This is a genomic window from Kaistella gelatinilytica (genome assembly GCF_015679325.1).
Classification (GTDB): domain Bacteria; phylum Bacteroidota; class Bacteroidia; order Flavobacteriales; family Weeksellaceae; genus Kaistella; species Kaistella gelatinilytica.
This window is the reverse complement of record NZ_JADPVI010000004.1, coordinates 1-16067: the sequence shown is the minus strand read 5'-3', so window position 1 is coordinate 16067 and position 16067 is coordinate 1. Positions and strand designations below refer to the sequence as shown.

Below are 16067 nucleotides of genomic sequence, written 5' to 3'. Positions count from 1 at the left end.
CATTATGAAAAAACTCATTTCTACCTCGAAAGCTCCTGCCGCAATCGGACCCTATTCACAGGCAAATTTCGCCAGTGGAATCCTTTACATTTCCGGACAGATTCCTTTGAATTCAGAGACTGGCAAGCTTGTAGAAGGCATTGAGAAAGGTACGCATCAGGTAATGAAAAACCTGGAAGCGATTTTAACAGAAGGCGGAATGACTTTTAAAAATGTCGTAAAAGCAACCATTTTTCTAAAAAATATGGATGATTTCGCGGTAATGAATGATATTTACGCATCATATCTTGATCAGGAAAGTTTTCCGGCAAGAGAAACGGTACAGGTTTCCTGTTTGCCAAAAAATGTTGATATAGAAATTTCAATGATTGCACATCAATTTTAAATGAATTTCCTTCGAAATACTTTTGCAGTTCTGGTGGGTCTTACCGTAGCGGGGATCCTGATTTCTTTGGGTGTAAGATTAAATTCAGCCTGGATCACCTATGAAGAATACGCGCCCTTCAAGCATTGGAAAAGTCTGCTCCAGTCCATGGAACACAAACCTTATTTCTTCGTAGCGCTCCTTATTTCCTCCGGAATTGGCGCAACGATCGGTGGTGTTGTAACTGCAGTACTCGTGAAATATGCCAAAGTTGCCTACGCGATCTTAATTGGATTTATTTTGCTTTTTATCGCCATGCTCGATATTATTATTTATCCATACCACCCTACTTTTTACAAAATACTGATCTTCCTCACCTTTTTTCCCTGCGCATGGATGGGCGGAAAGATCACCGAAATCATTTACAAACGGAAGAAGAGAAAATTGCAGAGACTTGCCAATAAGAAATAGAAATACTTTTTCTTTTAGGAGCACCAGGATTTTCGCTTCTCCCAAAAACCTTAACCGCTTTCCACTCTATCTTTTCCTTTTTTTTCCTAAAAAAAAGAAAAAGGATGCCGTTGCAACCGGGGCTAGAACAACGAGTGTTTCTTTGTTACCACATCGTTTTTCATATTCTAACATCAGTTTCGCGCCGTTTTATTTTCTCGTTTAAAAAGTAAAAAAGAATAGACTGCCGGAACGACCGTTATAATTCCTGTGATGATTAAAAACACAACACCATTCAACTTCTCCTCTATAAACAGGGCGGAAATAATGACCATTAAACCACCGATAAGCCAGAGTTTTCCACCGAGCAAGTGTGTTTCTTTCCAGATCGATTCACTTTCCAAAGTCCACGGTGTTCTGATCCCAATAAAATAGTTGGCTTTGATGGTTTTAAAATAATTCCCCAAAACCACGTATAAAACACCAATGAATAAAAAGATAATATTGGGACTCGCTGAAGTTTTGCTCTGGCTTGAATAAATGATGAATAAAGCTAAACCGGACATTAAAGTAGTTAAAAGAAATTTTAAAGTCTGCAACTTATTTCCCATATTATTCAGTTTCTTTTTGGGATCAATTTTCGGGATTACCAGGAATATCACATAAATCAACAACGGCAGCAAAATCGGAATGAGAAGAATTTCTATTTTTTCCCCATACCGATCAATCTCACCCTCAAAGTTCCAGTGCACCGGAATCTTCTCCGGTAATTTATTCCATATCAGAGCGATATAAACAAAAGGCAACAGCACAATTGCGATCAGCGGAAGTTCTTTTTTAAGGTTCATGGTTTATTTTTTTAAGGTGAGTATCCAGGTTAATAAATCTTCTAAAATGCTTGTGTTCAGGGAATATTCGACAAACTGTCCTTTTTTCTCACTCGTAATCAGATCGGCCTGTTTCAAAATATCGAGATGGTGAGAAATACTGGGTTTGGAAATATTAAAATGCGCTGCAATTTCTCCGGCATTCATATCCTTCTCTTTTAAGAGATCTACAATTTGTCTGCGCGTTTCATCATTGAGAGCCTTAAAGAGCGAATTCATTTATTTAGTTATTTAGACAAATGTCTAAATATTATTTTATATATGCAACTGTTTTATGGCAGAATTCTTTGAGAACAATTTCTTTAATAATTATCTATTCCCGAATCACAGAATGAGTAAGAATTTGCAGTGATTAATTCGTTTTTTGCAATTAAAAAGAGTTTGAAAATTCAACTTATCTTAAATTTTACAATCAATTTTAAAATTTATTTAATCAGCAAAACCGCACCAAATCTCAAAAATTAAAAATAAATCAAATTATTTTACCAATGTACTTTGTTATGCTATGTATTTTGTTATACATTTGTAAAATGAATGAGACATTTGTTACGAACTGGAAATCACAAGTCAAAAAAGGTACGCTTACTTTTATTGTGCTGAACATTCTGAAAAACAATGAATATTACGGTTATGAACTCATTGAACAAATAAGAACCCATACCGAAATTGAAGTTGCAGAAGGAACGCTTTATCCCTTAATGAACCGCCTGAAAACGGAAAATTTGGTGGAATCAAAATGGGTAGAACAGGAAACAGGAATCCCTCGAAAATACTATTCGCTCACAGAAATTGGCGTAATAACACTTCAGCAGATGAATACGTACTGGACGGATCTAGAAAACGCAATAAAAAAAATAGTACAATGAAAACAGCCAGCATAAAATTCTCCGAAGCCGCTTCCAAAAGAGTGTACGATGATTATATGAAGAGGATCAGGAAAGCAACAAATTCTTTATCAACTCAAAATCAGGACGACATTTATATGGAATTTAACAGCCATATTTTCGAAGCTCTCAATCACAACAAAGAAGGAAAAGAAATTGATAATTTGTTGGATATTCTGGAAAAATTGGGAACTCCGGAAGAAGTTTTAAAACCTTTAGTAGCTGATAAAAAACTGGAACAGGCAACCCGAACTTTTAATCCGGTTCATATTTTTAAAGCCCTCGTTTTAAATTTCACGAACGGCATTTCCTACATCATTTTCTTTATTTTATATGTGATGCTTTTCGCCTTTGTTTTCATGATCGGTGCGAAAATACTGAACCCCACAGAAATTGGAATGTTCTACAAAAATAACTCGTTTCTGCTTTTAGGGATGTCAAATGATTCTGATCGCACTGCAATTACGGAAGTATTAGGCAACTGGTTTATTCCCGTGATGCTACTGTCAATCATTCTTTTTTATCTCCTTATCACTTTACTTCTAAAATTTAAAAAATCCATTAACAAAAAAAAATAAAACCATGAAAAAATTAATAGTTCTCCTTTTGGTAACGGTCTTTAGCACCACTTTCTTTGCGCAGAAATTGGATAGAGATAAACTGGATCTATATTTCCAGACCTTAGAAAACAACAATAAATTTATGGGAAGTGTTGCTCTTTCTGAAAACGGAATTATTTACACCAGATCTGTTGGATATTCCGACGTAGAAACCAAAGCCAAACCCAATGAAACCACGAAATACCGGATCGGCTCCATTTCAAAATCTTTTACAAGTGCTTTGATTTTAAAAGCCATGGAAGAAAATAAACTTTCATTGGATACAAAAATTGATCAATATTTTCCTTCCATTAAAAATGCAAACAAGATCTCCATCAGCAATTTATTGAACCACAGAAGCGGAATTCATAATTTCACAAGCTCGGAAGATTATCTAAAATGGAACACGCAGAAAAAATCTGAAAAGGAACTTCTGGAAATTATAGAAAAAGGCGGAATTGATTTTGAGCCAGATTCCAAAGCTGATTACAGCAATTCAAACTACGTTCTGCTAAGTTTCATTTTGGAGAAAGTGTATAAAAAACCCTATTCAGAAATTTTGACCGATAAAATTATCAAACCAGTTGGATTAAAAAACACCTATTTCGGCCGGAAAATAAATCTAAAAAACAATGAAGCCAATTCTTACCATTACGAAAATGAATGGAAAAAAGAACCGGAGACCGACATGAGCATTCCGCTTGGAGCCGGAGCAATTGTTTCCACACCAAGCGATCTACTTCAGTTTGCAGATGCACTTTTTGGCGGAAAAATTATTTCAGAAAAAAGTTTGAAACTCATGGAAACATTGAAAGACAATTACGGTTACGGACTATTTCAGATGCCATTTGGAACGAAGAAAGCTTTTGGTCACACCGGTGGAATAGATGGATTTACTTCAAATTACGGTTATTTCCCGGCAGAAAAAGTTTCATTTGCGTTTACTTCAAACGGAAGTAATTACACCAACAATAACATTGCAATCGCATTATTAAGCGCTGTTTTTAATCAGCCTTATGAAATTCCAACCTTTAAAAATATCGATTTAAAAACGGAAGATCTGGATCAATATCTAGGGAATTACTCCAGCAAAGACATTCCATTGAAAGTTACAGTCACCAAAAGTGACACAACATTAATGGCTCAAGCGACGGGACAATCTGCTTTTCCACTGGAAGCAACAGATAAAAATATTTTCAAATTCGATCAGGCAGGAATTGTTTTAGAATTTAAACCAGCTGAGAAAAAAATGATTCTGAATCAAGGAGGTAAAATTTATAATTTCGATAAAGAGTAGAAAAAAATCTCCAGTTCATAAAAAAACGCAACCGTAAAAGTTGCGTTTTTTCTTTCAATAATTTATAATTTCCTAAGGCATTTTAAAACCTCTTGTTGTAATTCTTCCATATTCATCTACATATTTTACCTGTACATTTCCATTGTAACCCTGTAAGATTTTCTCAACATCTTTCTGAGAATTGACGGGTTTACCATTTACTTCAATGACGATGTAATTATCAACGATCCCAATTTTAGACATTTCATTACCATCGACAACATTTTTGGCGATCACACCACTGGTTAAGCCGTAATCGGTTTTGAATTTATCACTCAGTGGTTCGAAGTCTGAGCCAATTTTTTCAGTTACCGAAAGATCAGCTTTACTTCTTGTGGAAGTGCCATTTTTTTGATCTTTTAGCGTAACATTTACTGTATTTTCTTTACCATTTCTGGTATAAGTAACGGCAACTTTATCTCCGGGTCTTTTACTTCCTACCGCAAATGATAGGTCGTAATAACTTGAAATAACTACGTTGTCAACTTTAGTAATAACATCGCCACTTCTTAAACCAGCATCTTCTGCACCTCCTTTCGCAGCAACATCTATCAAATAAACGCCGTCACCGGTTTTAATATTGGTTTTTTTCTGCTGATTGTAAGCTGCAATTTGTCTCTGATCAGAAAGATCTAAAGGAACTACACCTAAGAAACCTCTTTGAACCAAACCAAACTGTTTGATATCCTCCACAACCTTTCTGGCTAAATTTGAAGGAACTGCAAAACCGTAACCTTCATAATATCCTGTTTTAGAAGAAATCGCGGCATTAATTCCAATCAATTCTCCATTTGGATTTACCAGAGCACCACCGGAATTTCCGGGATTAATGGCGGCATCGGTTTGAATAAAACTCTCAATCGGAGTTCTGGATTGCTGGCTTAATAGGTCAATGCTTCTTCCTTTTGCAGAAACAATTCCTGCGGTTACAGTTGAGTTTAAGCCCATCGGATTTCCAACGGCTAAAACCCATTGACCAACTTCTACATTATCAGAATTTGCAAAATTTAAATAAGGCAAACCTTTCTCTTCGATTTTCAAAAGAGCGATATCTGTAGTAGGATCGGTTCCTACAAGATTAGCAATATATGATTTTTTGTTAGAAAGTACCACCTCCAATTTTGTGGCACCAGCAATTACGTGATTGTTGGAAATGATATAACCGTCTGGCGAAATAATTACACCAGAACCCATTCCTGTTGGCATATCTTTAGGCGGTTGCTGCTGTTGTTGCTTGGGTTGATTGTTTCCGAAAGGGTTTCCGAAAAACAGGTCAAACATATCCTGTTCACTTCTTCCTGCAGTTTTGTTAGAGTAATTCTTTATACTCACTACAGCCGGAACCGTTATTTTTGAAGCTTTGACGAAATCGTCGCCGACTCCGGTCATATTAAAGGATGCATATTTTGCATCGCTTGTTTTAGGTGCGAAATAAGAAAAATCTGAATTTCCTTTAATTCCATTAAAATAATTGATCGCTCCGAAAGTGGTCGCTCCGGAGATTACCCCTACAAAAGCAAAAGGTATTAGTTTTTTGAGAGTATTCTTCATCGTCATATAATTTAAAAAACTTTGTTAATAATAGGAGAACAAATTTAATGCTAGATAGGTATTCGGAAGAAATGCTTTGTTTCAATTTTAACGAAAGATTAACAAGATTTATAATATTTTAATGATATTGAGCAATTCTTAGGTTTTTATTCATAAAATAAAGGAAGAGCAATTGTCATTTTGTCACATTGTGTATATTATGTGACGACCATAAATTTTTGTTCCTTATTAATAAAATTTTCGCAACTCGATTGCTTTGTTTAAATTTGACACAATCACTTATTTATGAATCTCAACATCACCAACGAAACTGGAAAATTAAAATCTGTAGTACTCGGAATGCCTAATTCAATGGGCCATCCTCATTCTTTAGAAGACAGCTATGACGCAAAAAGTTATCACTCTCTTTCAAATGGGATTTATCCGACAGAAGAAGGGATCGTTCATGAAATGTCGGAATTTGAAAAAGTGTTGCGAAAACATGATGTTGAAGTTTACCGACCAGGTTTAATTAATGATTACAACCAGGTTTTTGCGCGTGATGTGGCTTTTGTGATCGATGATAAAATGATCATTTCAAATATCATCCAGGACCGATATGATGAACAGGATGCTTACCGGAAAATCTTCGCAAGAGTTGGCTGGAAAAAAATCATCAATCTTCCCGATACGGCTCATATCGAAGGCGGCGACGTGATCGTATGGAATGATTTTCTATTTATTGGAACCTGTTTTTCTGAAGATTACAGGAATTTTAAAACAGCAAGAACCAACGAATACGCTATTGAAATCTTAAAAGAATATTTTCCAAAAAAGAGAATCATCGATCTGGAATTAAAAAAGAACGACACCGATCCTTTCAAAGGAATTCTTCATTTAGACTGTACTTTTAACCCGATCGGAAAAGATAAATGCATTATTTACAAAGACGGTTTTGTAGATGAAAGTGATTATAGATTGCTTCTGGACATTTTCGGTGAAGAAAACTGTTTCCACGTAACGCAACAGGAAATGTTTGAAATGAATCCAAATATTTTTTCTATTTCTCCGGAGATCGTCGTTTCTGATTCATCTTTTACGCGAATGAATGATCACCTCAGAAATGAGTGGGGAATGACGGTTGAAGAAATTCCGTATCGTGAGATCTCGAAAATGGGTGGTTTGCTGAGATGTTCTACTCTGCCTTTGGTGAGAGAATAATTTCCATTCACAGAAAAACGCACAGATTACACAACTTCACTTCAAAAATTACGGCCGCGAAAGCTTTTCGCTTTAAGAAAGCGATTTTTAATCGCAGCTTTTATTGAAGTTATTGGATAAAAAATCTGATGTTTAGTAAGAAAAAATTCTAAGAACAACCCTGTTTCAATTTTTTAATTTCACCTTCTGTTACAAATGTATCGTATTTTAAAATTGCGGAGGAATGAAAACTTGTTCCGCCCGTAAATTCTTTTAATTCCGAAATATTATCCGAACGAACGCCGCCACCGATCAAAATTTCTATTTGATCAGAATACTTTTGAACCAAATTTTTCAGATTTTCTTTACCTTTCATAGCATCAGATTTCCCACCGGAAGTCAGAACGGTTTTGAATCCTAATTTAATTAAAGTTTTGATGGATTTTTCTAGATCTGAAGTTCTGTCAAAAGCACGGTGAAAAGTACACGGGATTTCGCCTGCAAGTTCCAGAAGTTCTAAATTTTTCGCTTCGTCAATTTCGTTGTGCGAATCTAAAATTCCAAAGACAAATCCATCTGCGCCGGCTTCTTTAAAAATGATTATGCTGCTTTTCATTTGAATAAATTCTTCCGCAGAATAAAAAAACGGACCACCTTTCGGGCGGATAATCACATAAACAGGAGTTTTTGAAGTACGTTTCAAATGTAAAAACTCATAAAAATCGGGGGTTGTTCCACCGAGTTCGAAGTTATCACAGAACTCTATTCGATCAGCCATTGATTTCATGGCAGTTTCAGCAGAAGTAATTTCAAAACAAGCAATTTCTAACATCTATTTTTTATTATCTATAAATTTAAGTATTTTTGTTCAATAGCAACTCAATGCTGATTAAAACTTATATTTCATGCAAACAGCCAGTACCGTTTTGATGGTAGAACCGATTGCTTTCGGTTATAATTCCCAAACTGCCGAAAATAATTATTTTCAAAAAGAACAAAAAGAAACAGATATTCAGGAAAAAGCACTTCAGGAATTCAACAATTTCGCAGACAAATTGCGCAAGAAAGGCGTGAATGTGATCACGGTAAAAGATACTTTGAATCCACATTCGCCTGATTCTATTTTCCCAAATAACTGGGTGAGTTTTCACGAAGATGGAACAGTTGCTCTTTACCCAATGTTTGCCTTGAACAGAAGAGTTGAGCGTCGTCCGGAAATTTTAGAAACAATTGAAAAAGAAGGTTTCAAAATTGATGAAGTCGACGATTTCTCCCATTTTGAGCACGAAGAAAAATATCTGGAAGGAACCGGAAGTATGATTTTCGATCACGATTATAAAATCGCTTACGGCTCAGTTTCCCTTCGTTTAGACGAGGAATTATTTAGAAAATTCTGTGATAAATTTAATTTTACACCTGTCGTTTTTCATTCTTATCAAAATGTTAATGATCAGCGATTACCCATTTATCATACCAATGTGATGATGTGCGTTGCAGAACAATTTGTGGTAATTTGTCTGGATTGTATTGATGACGAAATGGAAAGAGAAAAAGTTCAGGAAGTCATTAAATCAACCAATAAAGAATTGATCGAAATCTCTGAAGATCAGCTTCAACAGTTTGCAGGTAATATGCTGCAGGTTCAGAATGAAGAAGGCACGCAGTTTTTGGTAATGAGTGAAACGGCTTACAAATCTTTAACTAAAGAACAAGTTGAACGAATTGAAAAGCATTGCGAAATTATTTATGCAGATTTAAATACAATTGAAGTAAATGGTGGCGGAAGTGCAAGATGCATGTTGGCAGAAGTTTTCTTACCGAAAAATTAATTATAACAGACCTTGTCAAGGTTTTGATCCTTGACAAGGTTGAACAAAACATCAAAAATCTACAATATCATTATTGTGGATTTTTTTTGAAAAACATAATTTAATAGTGTCAATTCTTATTTCGTTCTGTTCTTAATACATTCGTCTGCAAGATTCACCCAAGTAAATGGTTAATATTAAATCATCTACCAAATCAGCTATTTTTCTATTTTCTAAAATTTGTACATTTGTTATTATATTTATCAAAATGAAAACACAAGATATTTTTATTTTAGAGCCAAACACTTCTGAAGAAGCAAATGCTGTGATAGCGTTTGCAAAAGCTTTAAAAATTAAATTCGAAGTAAAAGAAAAACCTTATAATCCTGAATTCGTAGCTAAAATTCTGGAAAGCCAGAAACAAGCTAAAGACGGGAAAGTAACTCGAGTAAAAAAAGAAAACTTGAAAGAATTTTTAGGATTATAGCATGTCCTATTATTTAGATTTTACCACCAAAGCAAAAGAAGACATTACCTTACATAAAAAGGCAGGAAATAAAGTGGTACTAAATAAGATGTTATCGTTTCTAGAAGAACTCACAGTTCATCCTTACACAGGCACAGGAAAACCCGAAGCTTTGAAACACAGTCTCTCGGTTTTTTGTCACGAAGACTTAATAAAGAACACCGACTTATTTACGAAGTAGAAAATGAAACCGTCCTTATTCTTTCTGCTTACGGACATTATCTAAAATAAAGATAAATATCCTCAAAATTAAATCAAAAATCCACAACTTTAAGCTGTGGATTTTTTGATAACAATATATCTAGTATGAAAAAATTCAGTTTATCTGGTTCTGTTTTTAATTTCTTTGTCGGCACTATCGATATCTCTTACTTTTTTCACTTTTTGGTTTCCAAAATTATAAACCATCGTCAGTTTTACACCTCTTGTAAATCGATTCTGTGTGATATTGTTGAAGTTTCCATTCTCTTGGTTGTCGGTAATGGAGATCAACTGAGTGTTTAAAAAATCATCTAGATCTACAGAGAAAGTCCAGTTGTTCCAAAGTTTTTTCACGGTGAAATCTAAACTCATCAATTTTCCAAGCTCTCCTAATTCGATAGTTTGTTTGTCAATGTAGAAATAATTTACGCCTAAAAACCAAGTTTTTTTCTTGTCTAACTGAAGATTATTGCTGGTTTGAATTGTAAAACTTGTTGAATTTCTGCGGTTTTCATAAAGTGGAAATAGATCTCCTGTTAATGGATCCTGGTTCAAACTTCCGTTATTTCTGTTATGCTGAATTCCAACATTGAAGTTTGAAGATAAATATCCTTTGAAAAAGCTTTTCTGCATTCCGAGCATGGCGCCAAATTCCTGATTTGTGCCGAAATTCGTTCTGATATATCTCACCTGATTTACCCCATCGATTACTCCTTGCAAAGGAACTTCCGTAATATTATCTTTCACCAAAGCATGATTCAGAATTAAAAAATAAGAATTTTTGTACATGTAAGTCAATTCTTGTTTATAGACAGAAGAAGCTTTTACGAAAGGATTATTTTGGGTATAATTAACATCTGTCAATAATGTTTTCACCGGATTTAATTCCCAAAAACTCGGTCTTTTCATCCGACTTGAAAAAGCGTAAGAAATATTATTGTTCTCGTTTATTGCATAATTCAGACTCAAATAAGGTAAAATCTCATTGTAATTTCTTTTAATGCTTCTCAATCTTTCATCTTGGGCATTGTCAGAATTTCCTTCACTTTGCGTCAGTTCATATCGAGCACCAATTTTACCGGAAAATTTCGGAGAAAGTGATTTCTCAAGGGTTACATAGGCACCATAAATATTTTCATCGTAGAGAAAATGATTTGGCATTTGCACGGAAGTATCCGTACGGAAATCGAAAGCATCATATTTTGTATCATTATCGGTTTTCGTTTTGTTAAAATTTCCACCAACTGAAATCTTCAAATCATTTTTAAACTTTTTAATATAATCTGCCGTTGCCGAAAAGTTGTTGATGATTTGCGGTTGATTTTGCATAATTCCCAAAGTCTGCGACATTTGATTTCGATTGATATCCGATGCAAAGGTAGAATTAGTTGAAGATTGAAATCTTCTGTAAAGCAATGCAGCTGCGTTCAAATTTAATTTACTTCCCAAAGAATCTGTCTTTAATTCATAGTTTAAGTTGATAGAATTATTATAAGAACGGGCGTTTTCGCTACTTTTAGTTAAAGAATATTTTGTTTCGTCTTTCACTAAATCGATCGTTGTATTAAAGAAATCGATGGTAGAATCATAACTTCTATTTGCACGGGAATTGTAAGTTAAAGCTAAACTACTATTATCGTTTAACTGATAATCTACGTTTAAATAACCGCCCAAATTTTTGTTGGGATCATTAATTGGACCTTCAGAACGCGTACTTCCTTTCTGATTTCCGTTATTAACAACGTACTCTTTTCGCTCAATATTTTCGCTGGTATTTACATTTCCACTAATGCCCAGTTTATCTTTTCTGTAATTCAAACTTACTCCGGCTGCAGTTGCATTATAATAATACTGTTCGTTAGACAATCTCAAATTTCCATTCAAACCATCTGTGGTTTTCCTTTTCAAAATAATATTGATGATTCCGTCTGTAGATTCAACTTTAAACTCACTTCCAGGCATTGTAATTACTTCGATTTTCTGAATGTTTTCTGCGGGCATATTCTTTAGAAATTGCTCCAAACCATCTGCATCCATTTGCGTTACTCTTCCATTGATATAAATAACGGCGTTTGATTTTCCTGCAATTTTTAAAGTTTTATCGTCCGTAGAAGAAACAAGTGGAGTTTCTTTTAACAATCCAAAAGCAGTATTTCCTTTTGCAACGGGAGACGCTGCAACATCATAAACGAACCGATCGCTTTCTTTTTTGAAAACTTTTTTCGTCATTACAACTTCCTCTATTTTTTGAACTTTAACAGAATCTGTTTTTTGATTTCCTTGTGCGAAAGCAACAAATCCAGACAGTAGCGAGAGGGTGACAATTAGTTTTTTCATGGTTTAAGTTTTAAAAATAAAAAAAGGAAGCGCTATTATTAGTTTTAGTGAAGGTTATTAGTTTCGGTTATTAGTTTTTTGCTTCCTTCTTTTCTTTGATGATTAGTTTTTTTAGTAGTATTACAATGCAAAGATATGTGAATATATTAGTATTATGCAATACAAAGTAGTAAAATAATATTTTATATATTACTAATGAATTGATAATCAGTTCGAAAACTTTCAAACAACTACCCTTCTTTTTAATAAAACATCTGAAACTTACAAAGTATTACATATAAAAAACAAAAAAAGAGTGGAAAATTTCCACTCTTAGATTTTTATATAGGCTTATTATTACATCAAGAATTACTCCCGGTCAAAACGGGCCAGTTTTTTCTCTACCCAAATTGTCGCAAAAGGAAAAAACGCCGAGATAACTGCAAAGACGGTATCTTCATCATCCCATTTGAAAATTTTTCTTGCAGAAGTTAACAGTAAAAGATAAAGGCTGAAAAAGAGCCCATGAATATTTCCCACGATAATAATATAAATGGTAGGTAGAAGTGCATCCCGCTCATACCGGATCCAGATCATTGCACTGAAAAGGAAACACCAGGAAACTGCTTCTGCAAAACAAATTTGATGAAACCATTTTGTGAGTTTTTCTTCGGAATATTTTGAAAAGAATTTTTCTATGAATTGCATGGAGAATGATTAAACTATTTCTGAGATAGACGACTGCAAATCTAAGGATTTAAAAAGGGAATAGCTTGGTCATTACTTATAAAAACTGCTTCCATCCAGATATTCAAAAACTTCTGGCGGCAACATTGGCCGAACATTTTTTCCGTCTTTGATCATCTTTCGGATTTCGGTCGCAGAAATCTCGACAACCGGTGCATTGATCAGGGAAATATTTTCGTGCTGCAAATACTCGTTATCTTTCTTCTCTCCCTCAAAGGTTCTGGGATAAACAATGATCTGTTGATTTTTAATTAAAGTTTCCGAATTCTTCCATTTCGAAAGTCCACCCAAATTATCTTCACCCATGATCAAAGCGAAAGAATAATCGGGGTGTTTCTCATGCAGATAAGTTAATGTATCAATTGTATAACTCGGTTTAGGCAAAGAAAACTCTACATTCGACGCCCGCATTTTCGGATAATTTTTGAGGGAAACTTGAACCATATCTAAACGGTTATGATCTTTCAGCAGGGATTTTTTATCTTTAAAAGGATTTTGTGGACTTACAACAAACCATAGTTCTTCCATATCGGAATTCTCCAAAATATAATTGGCTAAAATTAAATGACCAATATGAATGGGATTAAAACTGCCGAAAAACAAACCTATTTTTTTCATCTATTTTTAAATTTAAACACTCTAAATCCGGAAGGAGTTTAGTGACCTTTAATAATTGTTTAAAGATAAAAAATTAATCCTCATCTTCCGAAAAATCGCAATTTGAACATCTGTTTCTTATTTAAATTCACAACATTTGAAATCATTTTACCAAAAAATAAATTTTAAAATATAATAAACTTGCGTAAATTGAGTTCCAATTAAGAATCTGTTTGTTGAAAATTTTATACCCCATATTTCTCCTCTTCTTCTGTGTTTTTTTTAAAGCTCAGCAAAAACAATATCAGTTGATCGATGTTGAAAATAATAAGAAAACAACTGTAAAAGATTCCGTTTCTGCAGTCAAATTTTTAGATTCTCTCTCCCAAAACAGCTATTATTTCACTCAGGTTAAGAATGTGAAAAAGGAAGGAAATGTTACCTCGATCTATTTTGTTAAAGGAAAGAATTTTAACGAGGCAAACATCACTATTCCAGCCGAAGCGGCAAAATTATCTAAATTAAAAACCGAATTCTTTACTAAAAACCTGGACTCTTTAAAAAAAGAAATAAGTGAGAAATACCGCAATCAGGGATTCGCTTTTAATCGCGTGAAATCTAAATTCACCGGAATTAAAAATAATATTCCACAGGTTGAAATCTCCGTTGTCGAAGGGAATCAAAGAAAAATAGATGCTTTCGTCATCAAAGGATATGAGAAAGTACCAACGCGATTTATTAAAAATTTAGAAAAAGAATTTAAAGGCAAGACCTATGATGACAGAAACTTAGTCGCCATCAATCAATCCCTACAAAATCATCCTTTCGTACTTTTAGATAAACCACCACAAACTCTGTTTACCAAAGATTCAACGCAGGTATTTTTATTTCTAAGAAAAAAGAGATCCAACAGTTTCGATGGAGTCATTGGTTTTGGGAACGATAAAACCAATAAATTTACTTTTAATGGAAGCTTAAATGTCAACTTCCGAAATATGTTTAACCGCTTTGAAACCGTAAACGTATTTTGGCAGAGAAATCCTGATAAAGGTCAAACCTTCGATCTACAAGCAGATATTCCTTACCTTTTCAAATCAAATGTCGGTACCAACATCAATGTGAATATTTTTAGGCAAGATTCTACGTATGCCACTGTAAAATTTTTACCGAGTATCTACCTTCATTTAAGCAGCAGACAAAAATTAGGACTTCGCGGAAGGTTTGAAAGTTCGGCAATTATCGATACATTGTACACACAGGGAAAAGATTTTACAAAGCAAGGAATCGGTGTTTGGTATGAGTTTACAGAACCTTCCGAGGTCGGACTTTTTCTCTATAAAACGCGCATCAGAGGTGAAGCTGATTATATTTCGACAAACTATAATAAAGAAAATGCCACGGTAACACAAAATAATTTTCTCTTTTCAGCCGAACGGAATTTTCATATTTCAGGTAACAATTATTTAAATTTAAGAGGCGAAACTGCCTTATTGAATTCAAAAAATGAGTTTGCTGCCAATGAATTATTACGTTTTGGCGGTTGGAATTCTTTTCGGGGGTTTAATGAGAATTCGCTTTATGCCGATCTATATTATTATGGCACCGCTGAATACCGATATCTTGTCGGCGAGCAGGCATTTTTTGATGTTTTTGGACAGTATGGAGAATTCAATAATAAAAGTTTGAACTTAAAACCAAAAATTTACAGTTTTGGACTGGGCTTCAATTTCGTGCTCCCGATCGGTTTGATGAGTTTCCAGATTTCAAATGGAAATGAGTTCGGAAATCCCATCAAATTTGGCGACACCAAGATCCACTGGGGTATTCTGAGCAGGTTCTAGGATTGTTAGGAGCAACAAGATCTTTTCATCTTTCGAATCGTAAAACCCGCTGTCCGCTATATCTTTTTTGCTTACAATTTTTTTGATCATAATAAAATCAGCACCAGCAAAAAAGGATGCCGCTCCCATCGTGGCTATAATCAAATGTTGTTCTTCTTCCCAAAAAATAATAATTCCTCCTTCTACAAAATACAAAAGTTATTAAGACCGATTAATTTGCTGAATAAAAATGAGACCTATATCCAGATAATTCACTCCGATGAAATTAATGTGATAAAATTTATAGATAATCATATTTATCTATTATTTATTAGAAAAGGAGTAAAACACAACTTTCATTAATCAAAAAATTATAGGTGAATCATACACGGACTATATCAATTATATTAAAATTTCCCTCCTAAATTCTTAATACCCTATCACTTCTTTTATTTAATTAAATAAGATTTGATATATGAGTGTTGGTATTTATAATGATTCTTTGCAATGTTTCACTGTTATTTGCAGTTTTAACCTATGGTCTTGTGTCAATTATCTCCTCTCACTATTTTTTAGTCTATGATTTCATTGTCTATTTTTTCAATCTAATAAAATAGATTGACCATAAATCTTTACTCATTACAGCTTTCTAGATTTACAACAAAAAAAAGCTCATCAAAAAAATTGATGAGCTTTTAAAAAAACTGGCGGCGACCTACTCTCCCGCTTACGCAGTACCATCGGCGCTAGAGGGCTTAACTTCTGTGTTCGGAATGGGAACAGGTGAGCCCCTCTGCTAAAA

At 34.2% G+C, this 16067-nt stretch carries 16 protein-coding genes, 1 rRNA gene and 1 pseudogene; 10 read left to right on the top strand and 8 right to left on the bottom strand.

Annotated features, from left to right (window positions below; translation table 11 throughout):
* Positions 1-4 precede the first annotated feature (4 nt).
* Together IV494_RS12770 and IV494_RS14970 are read left to right on the top strand one after the other, a co-directional pair.
* Positions 5-385 carry a RidA family protein gene (locus IV494_RS12770; protein WP_196080528.1) on the top strand — a complete coding sequence of 127 codons (381 nt, stop codon included), beginning with the start codon at positions 5-7 and terminating at the stop codon, positions 383-385.
* The gene (locus IV494_RS14970) at positions 386-835 is read left to right on the top strand and encodes a hypothetical protein (protein WP_230380157.1); all 450 of its coding nucleotides are present in this window, start codon (positions 386-388) and stop codon (positions 833-835) included. It abuts the gene before it with no gap.
* A 173-nt stretch (positions 836-1008) separates the two neighbouring features.
* On the opposite strand, the gene IV494_RS12760 is transcribed toward IV494_RS14970, so the two are convergent.
* Together IV494_RS12760 and IV494_RS12755 are read right to left on the bottom strand one after the other, a co-directional pair.
* Entirely contained in the window at positions 1009-1662 is a 654-nt protein-coding gene (locus tag IV494_RS12760; protein WP_196080527.1) for an SdpI family protein, read from the bottom strand.
* 3 nt (positions 1663-1665) lie between these two features.
* Entirely contained in the window at positions 1666-1920 is a 255-nt protein-coding gene (locus tag IV494_RS12755) for an autorepressor SdpR family transcription factor (RefSeq protein ID WP_196080526.1), read from the bottom strand.
* A 311-nt stretch (positions 1921-2231) separates the two neighbouring features.
* Between IV494_RS12755 and IV494_RS12750 the strand changes: the two genes are divergently transcribed.
* The 3 genes from IV494_RS12750 to IV494_RS12740 are packed head-to-tail and all read left to right on the top strand — an operon-like array spanning position 2232 to position 4481.
* A complete protein-coding gene (locus tag IV494_RS12750; RefSeq protein WP_196080525.1) occupies positions 2232-2567 on the top strand; it encodes a PadR family transcriptional regulator in 336 nt (111 codons plus the stop codon).
* Positions 2564-3163: an HAAS signaling domain-containing protein gene (locus tag IV494_RS12745; protein WP_196080524.1), complete on the top strand. Its 600-nt coding sequence runs from the start codon at positions 2564-2566 to the stop codon at positions 3161-3163. Before IV494_RS12750 ends, IV494_RS12745 begins: the two co-directional genes overlap by 4 nt.
* Positions 3164-3167: 4 nt before the next feature.
* The gene (locus IV494_RS12740) at positions 3168-4481 is read left to right on the top strand and encodes a serine hydrolase domain-containing protein (RefSeq protein ID WP_196080523.1); all 1314 of its coding nucleotides are present in this window, start codon (positions 3168-3170) and stop codon (positions 4479-4481) included.
* Between the two features lie 72 nt (positions 4482-4553).
* Here IV494_RS12740 and IV494_RS12735 read toward each other — a convergent pair whose 3' ends face one another.
* Positions 4554-6071: a trypsin-like peptidase domain-containing protein gene (locus IV494_RS12735; RefSeq protein ID WP_196080522.1), complete on the bottom strand. Its 1518-nt coding sequence runs from the start codon at positions 6069-6071 to the stop codon at positions 4554-4556.
* A gap of 285 nt (positions 6072-6356) precedes the next feature.
* Here IV494_RS12735 and IV494_RS12730 point away from each other — a divergent pair, with 285 nt between their 5' ends.
* The gene (locus IV494_RS12730; protein WP_196080521.1) at positions 6357-7271 is read left to right on the top strand and encodes a dimethylarginine dimethylaminohydrolase family protein; all 915 of its coding nucleotides are present in this window, start codon (positions 6357-6359) and stop codon (positions 7269-7271) included.
* 148 nt (positions 7272-7419) lie between these two features.
* Here IV494_RS12730 and IV494_RS12725 read toward each other — a convergent pair whose 3' ends face one another.
* Positions 7420-8082, bottom strand: a complete 663-nt coding sequence (locus IV494_RS12725; RefSeq protein WP_196080520.1) for a copper homeostasis protein CutC — start codon at positions 8080-8082, stop codon at positions 7420-7422.
* Between the two features lie 73 nt (positions 8083-8155).
* Here IV494_RS12725 and ctlX point away from each other — a divergent pair, with 73 nt between their 5' ends.
* The 3 genes and pseudogenes from ctlX to IV494_RS12710 all read left to right on the top strand — a co-directional run bounded on the left by ctlX (position 8156) and on the right by IV494_RS12710 (position 9815).
* Positions 8156-9079: a citrulline utilization hydrolase CtlX gene (ctlX, locus tag IV494_RS12720; protein ID WP_196080519.1), complete on the top strand. Its 924-nt coding sequence runs from the start codon at positions 8156-8158 to the stop codon at positions 9077-9079.
* Positions 9080-9326: 247 nt separating this feature from the next.
* Complete coding sequence (locus tag IV494_RS12715; protein ID WP_196080518.1) at positions 9327-9545, top strand: DUF2683 family protein; 219 nt, start codon at positions 9327-9329, stop codon at positions 9543-9545.
* A gap of 1 nt (position 9546) precedes the next feature.
* A pseudogene (locus tag IV494_RS12710) lies at positions 9547-9815 on the top strand (Txe/YoeB family addiction module toxin).
* Between the two features lie 90 nt (positions 9816-9905).
* Here the strand turns inward: IV494_RS12710 and IV494_RS12705 are convergent.
* From IV494_RS12705 to nadD, 3 genes are all read right to left on the bottom strand, one after another.
* Positions 9906-12122, bottom strand: coding sequence for a TonB-dependent receptor domain-containing protein (locus tag IV494_RS12705; protein WP_196080517.1), 2217 nt, complete (start codon positions 12120-12122; stop codon positions 9906-9908).
* Positions 12123-12470: 348 nt separating this feature from the next.
* Positions 12471-12809 carry a DUF3817 domain-containing protein gene (locus IV494_RS12700; protein ID WP_196080516.1) on the bottom strand — a complete coding sequence of 113 codons (339 nt, stop codon included), beginning with the start codon at positions 12807-12809 and terminating at the stop codon, positions 12471-12473.
* Between the two features lie 72 nt (positions 12810-12881).
* Complete coding sequence (nadD, locus tag IV494_RS12695; protein WP_196080515.1) at positions 12882-13466, bottom strand: nicotinate (nicotinamide) nucleotide adenylyltransferase; 585 nt, start codon at positions 13464-13466, stop codon at positions 12882-12884.
* 215 nt (positions 13467-13681) lie between these two features.
* Between nadD and IV494_RS12690 the strand changes: the two genes are divergently transcribed.
* A complete protein-coding gene (locus IV494_RS12690; RefSeq protein WP_196080514.1) occupies positions 13682-15286 on the top strand; it encodes a BamA/TamA family outer membrane protein in 1605 nt (534 codons plus the stop codon).
* A gap of 681 nt (positions 15287-15967) precedes the next feature.
* Here IV494_RS12690 and rrf read toward each other — a convergent pair.
* Positions 15968-16067: ribosomal RNA gene (gene rrf, locus IV494_RS12685) — 5S ribosomal RNA — on the bottom strand; the annotation flags it as partial.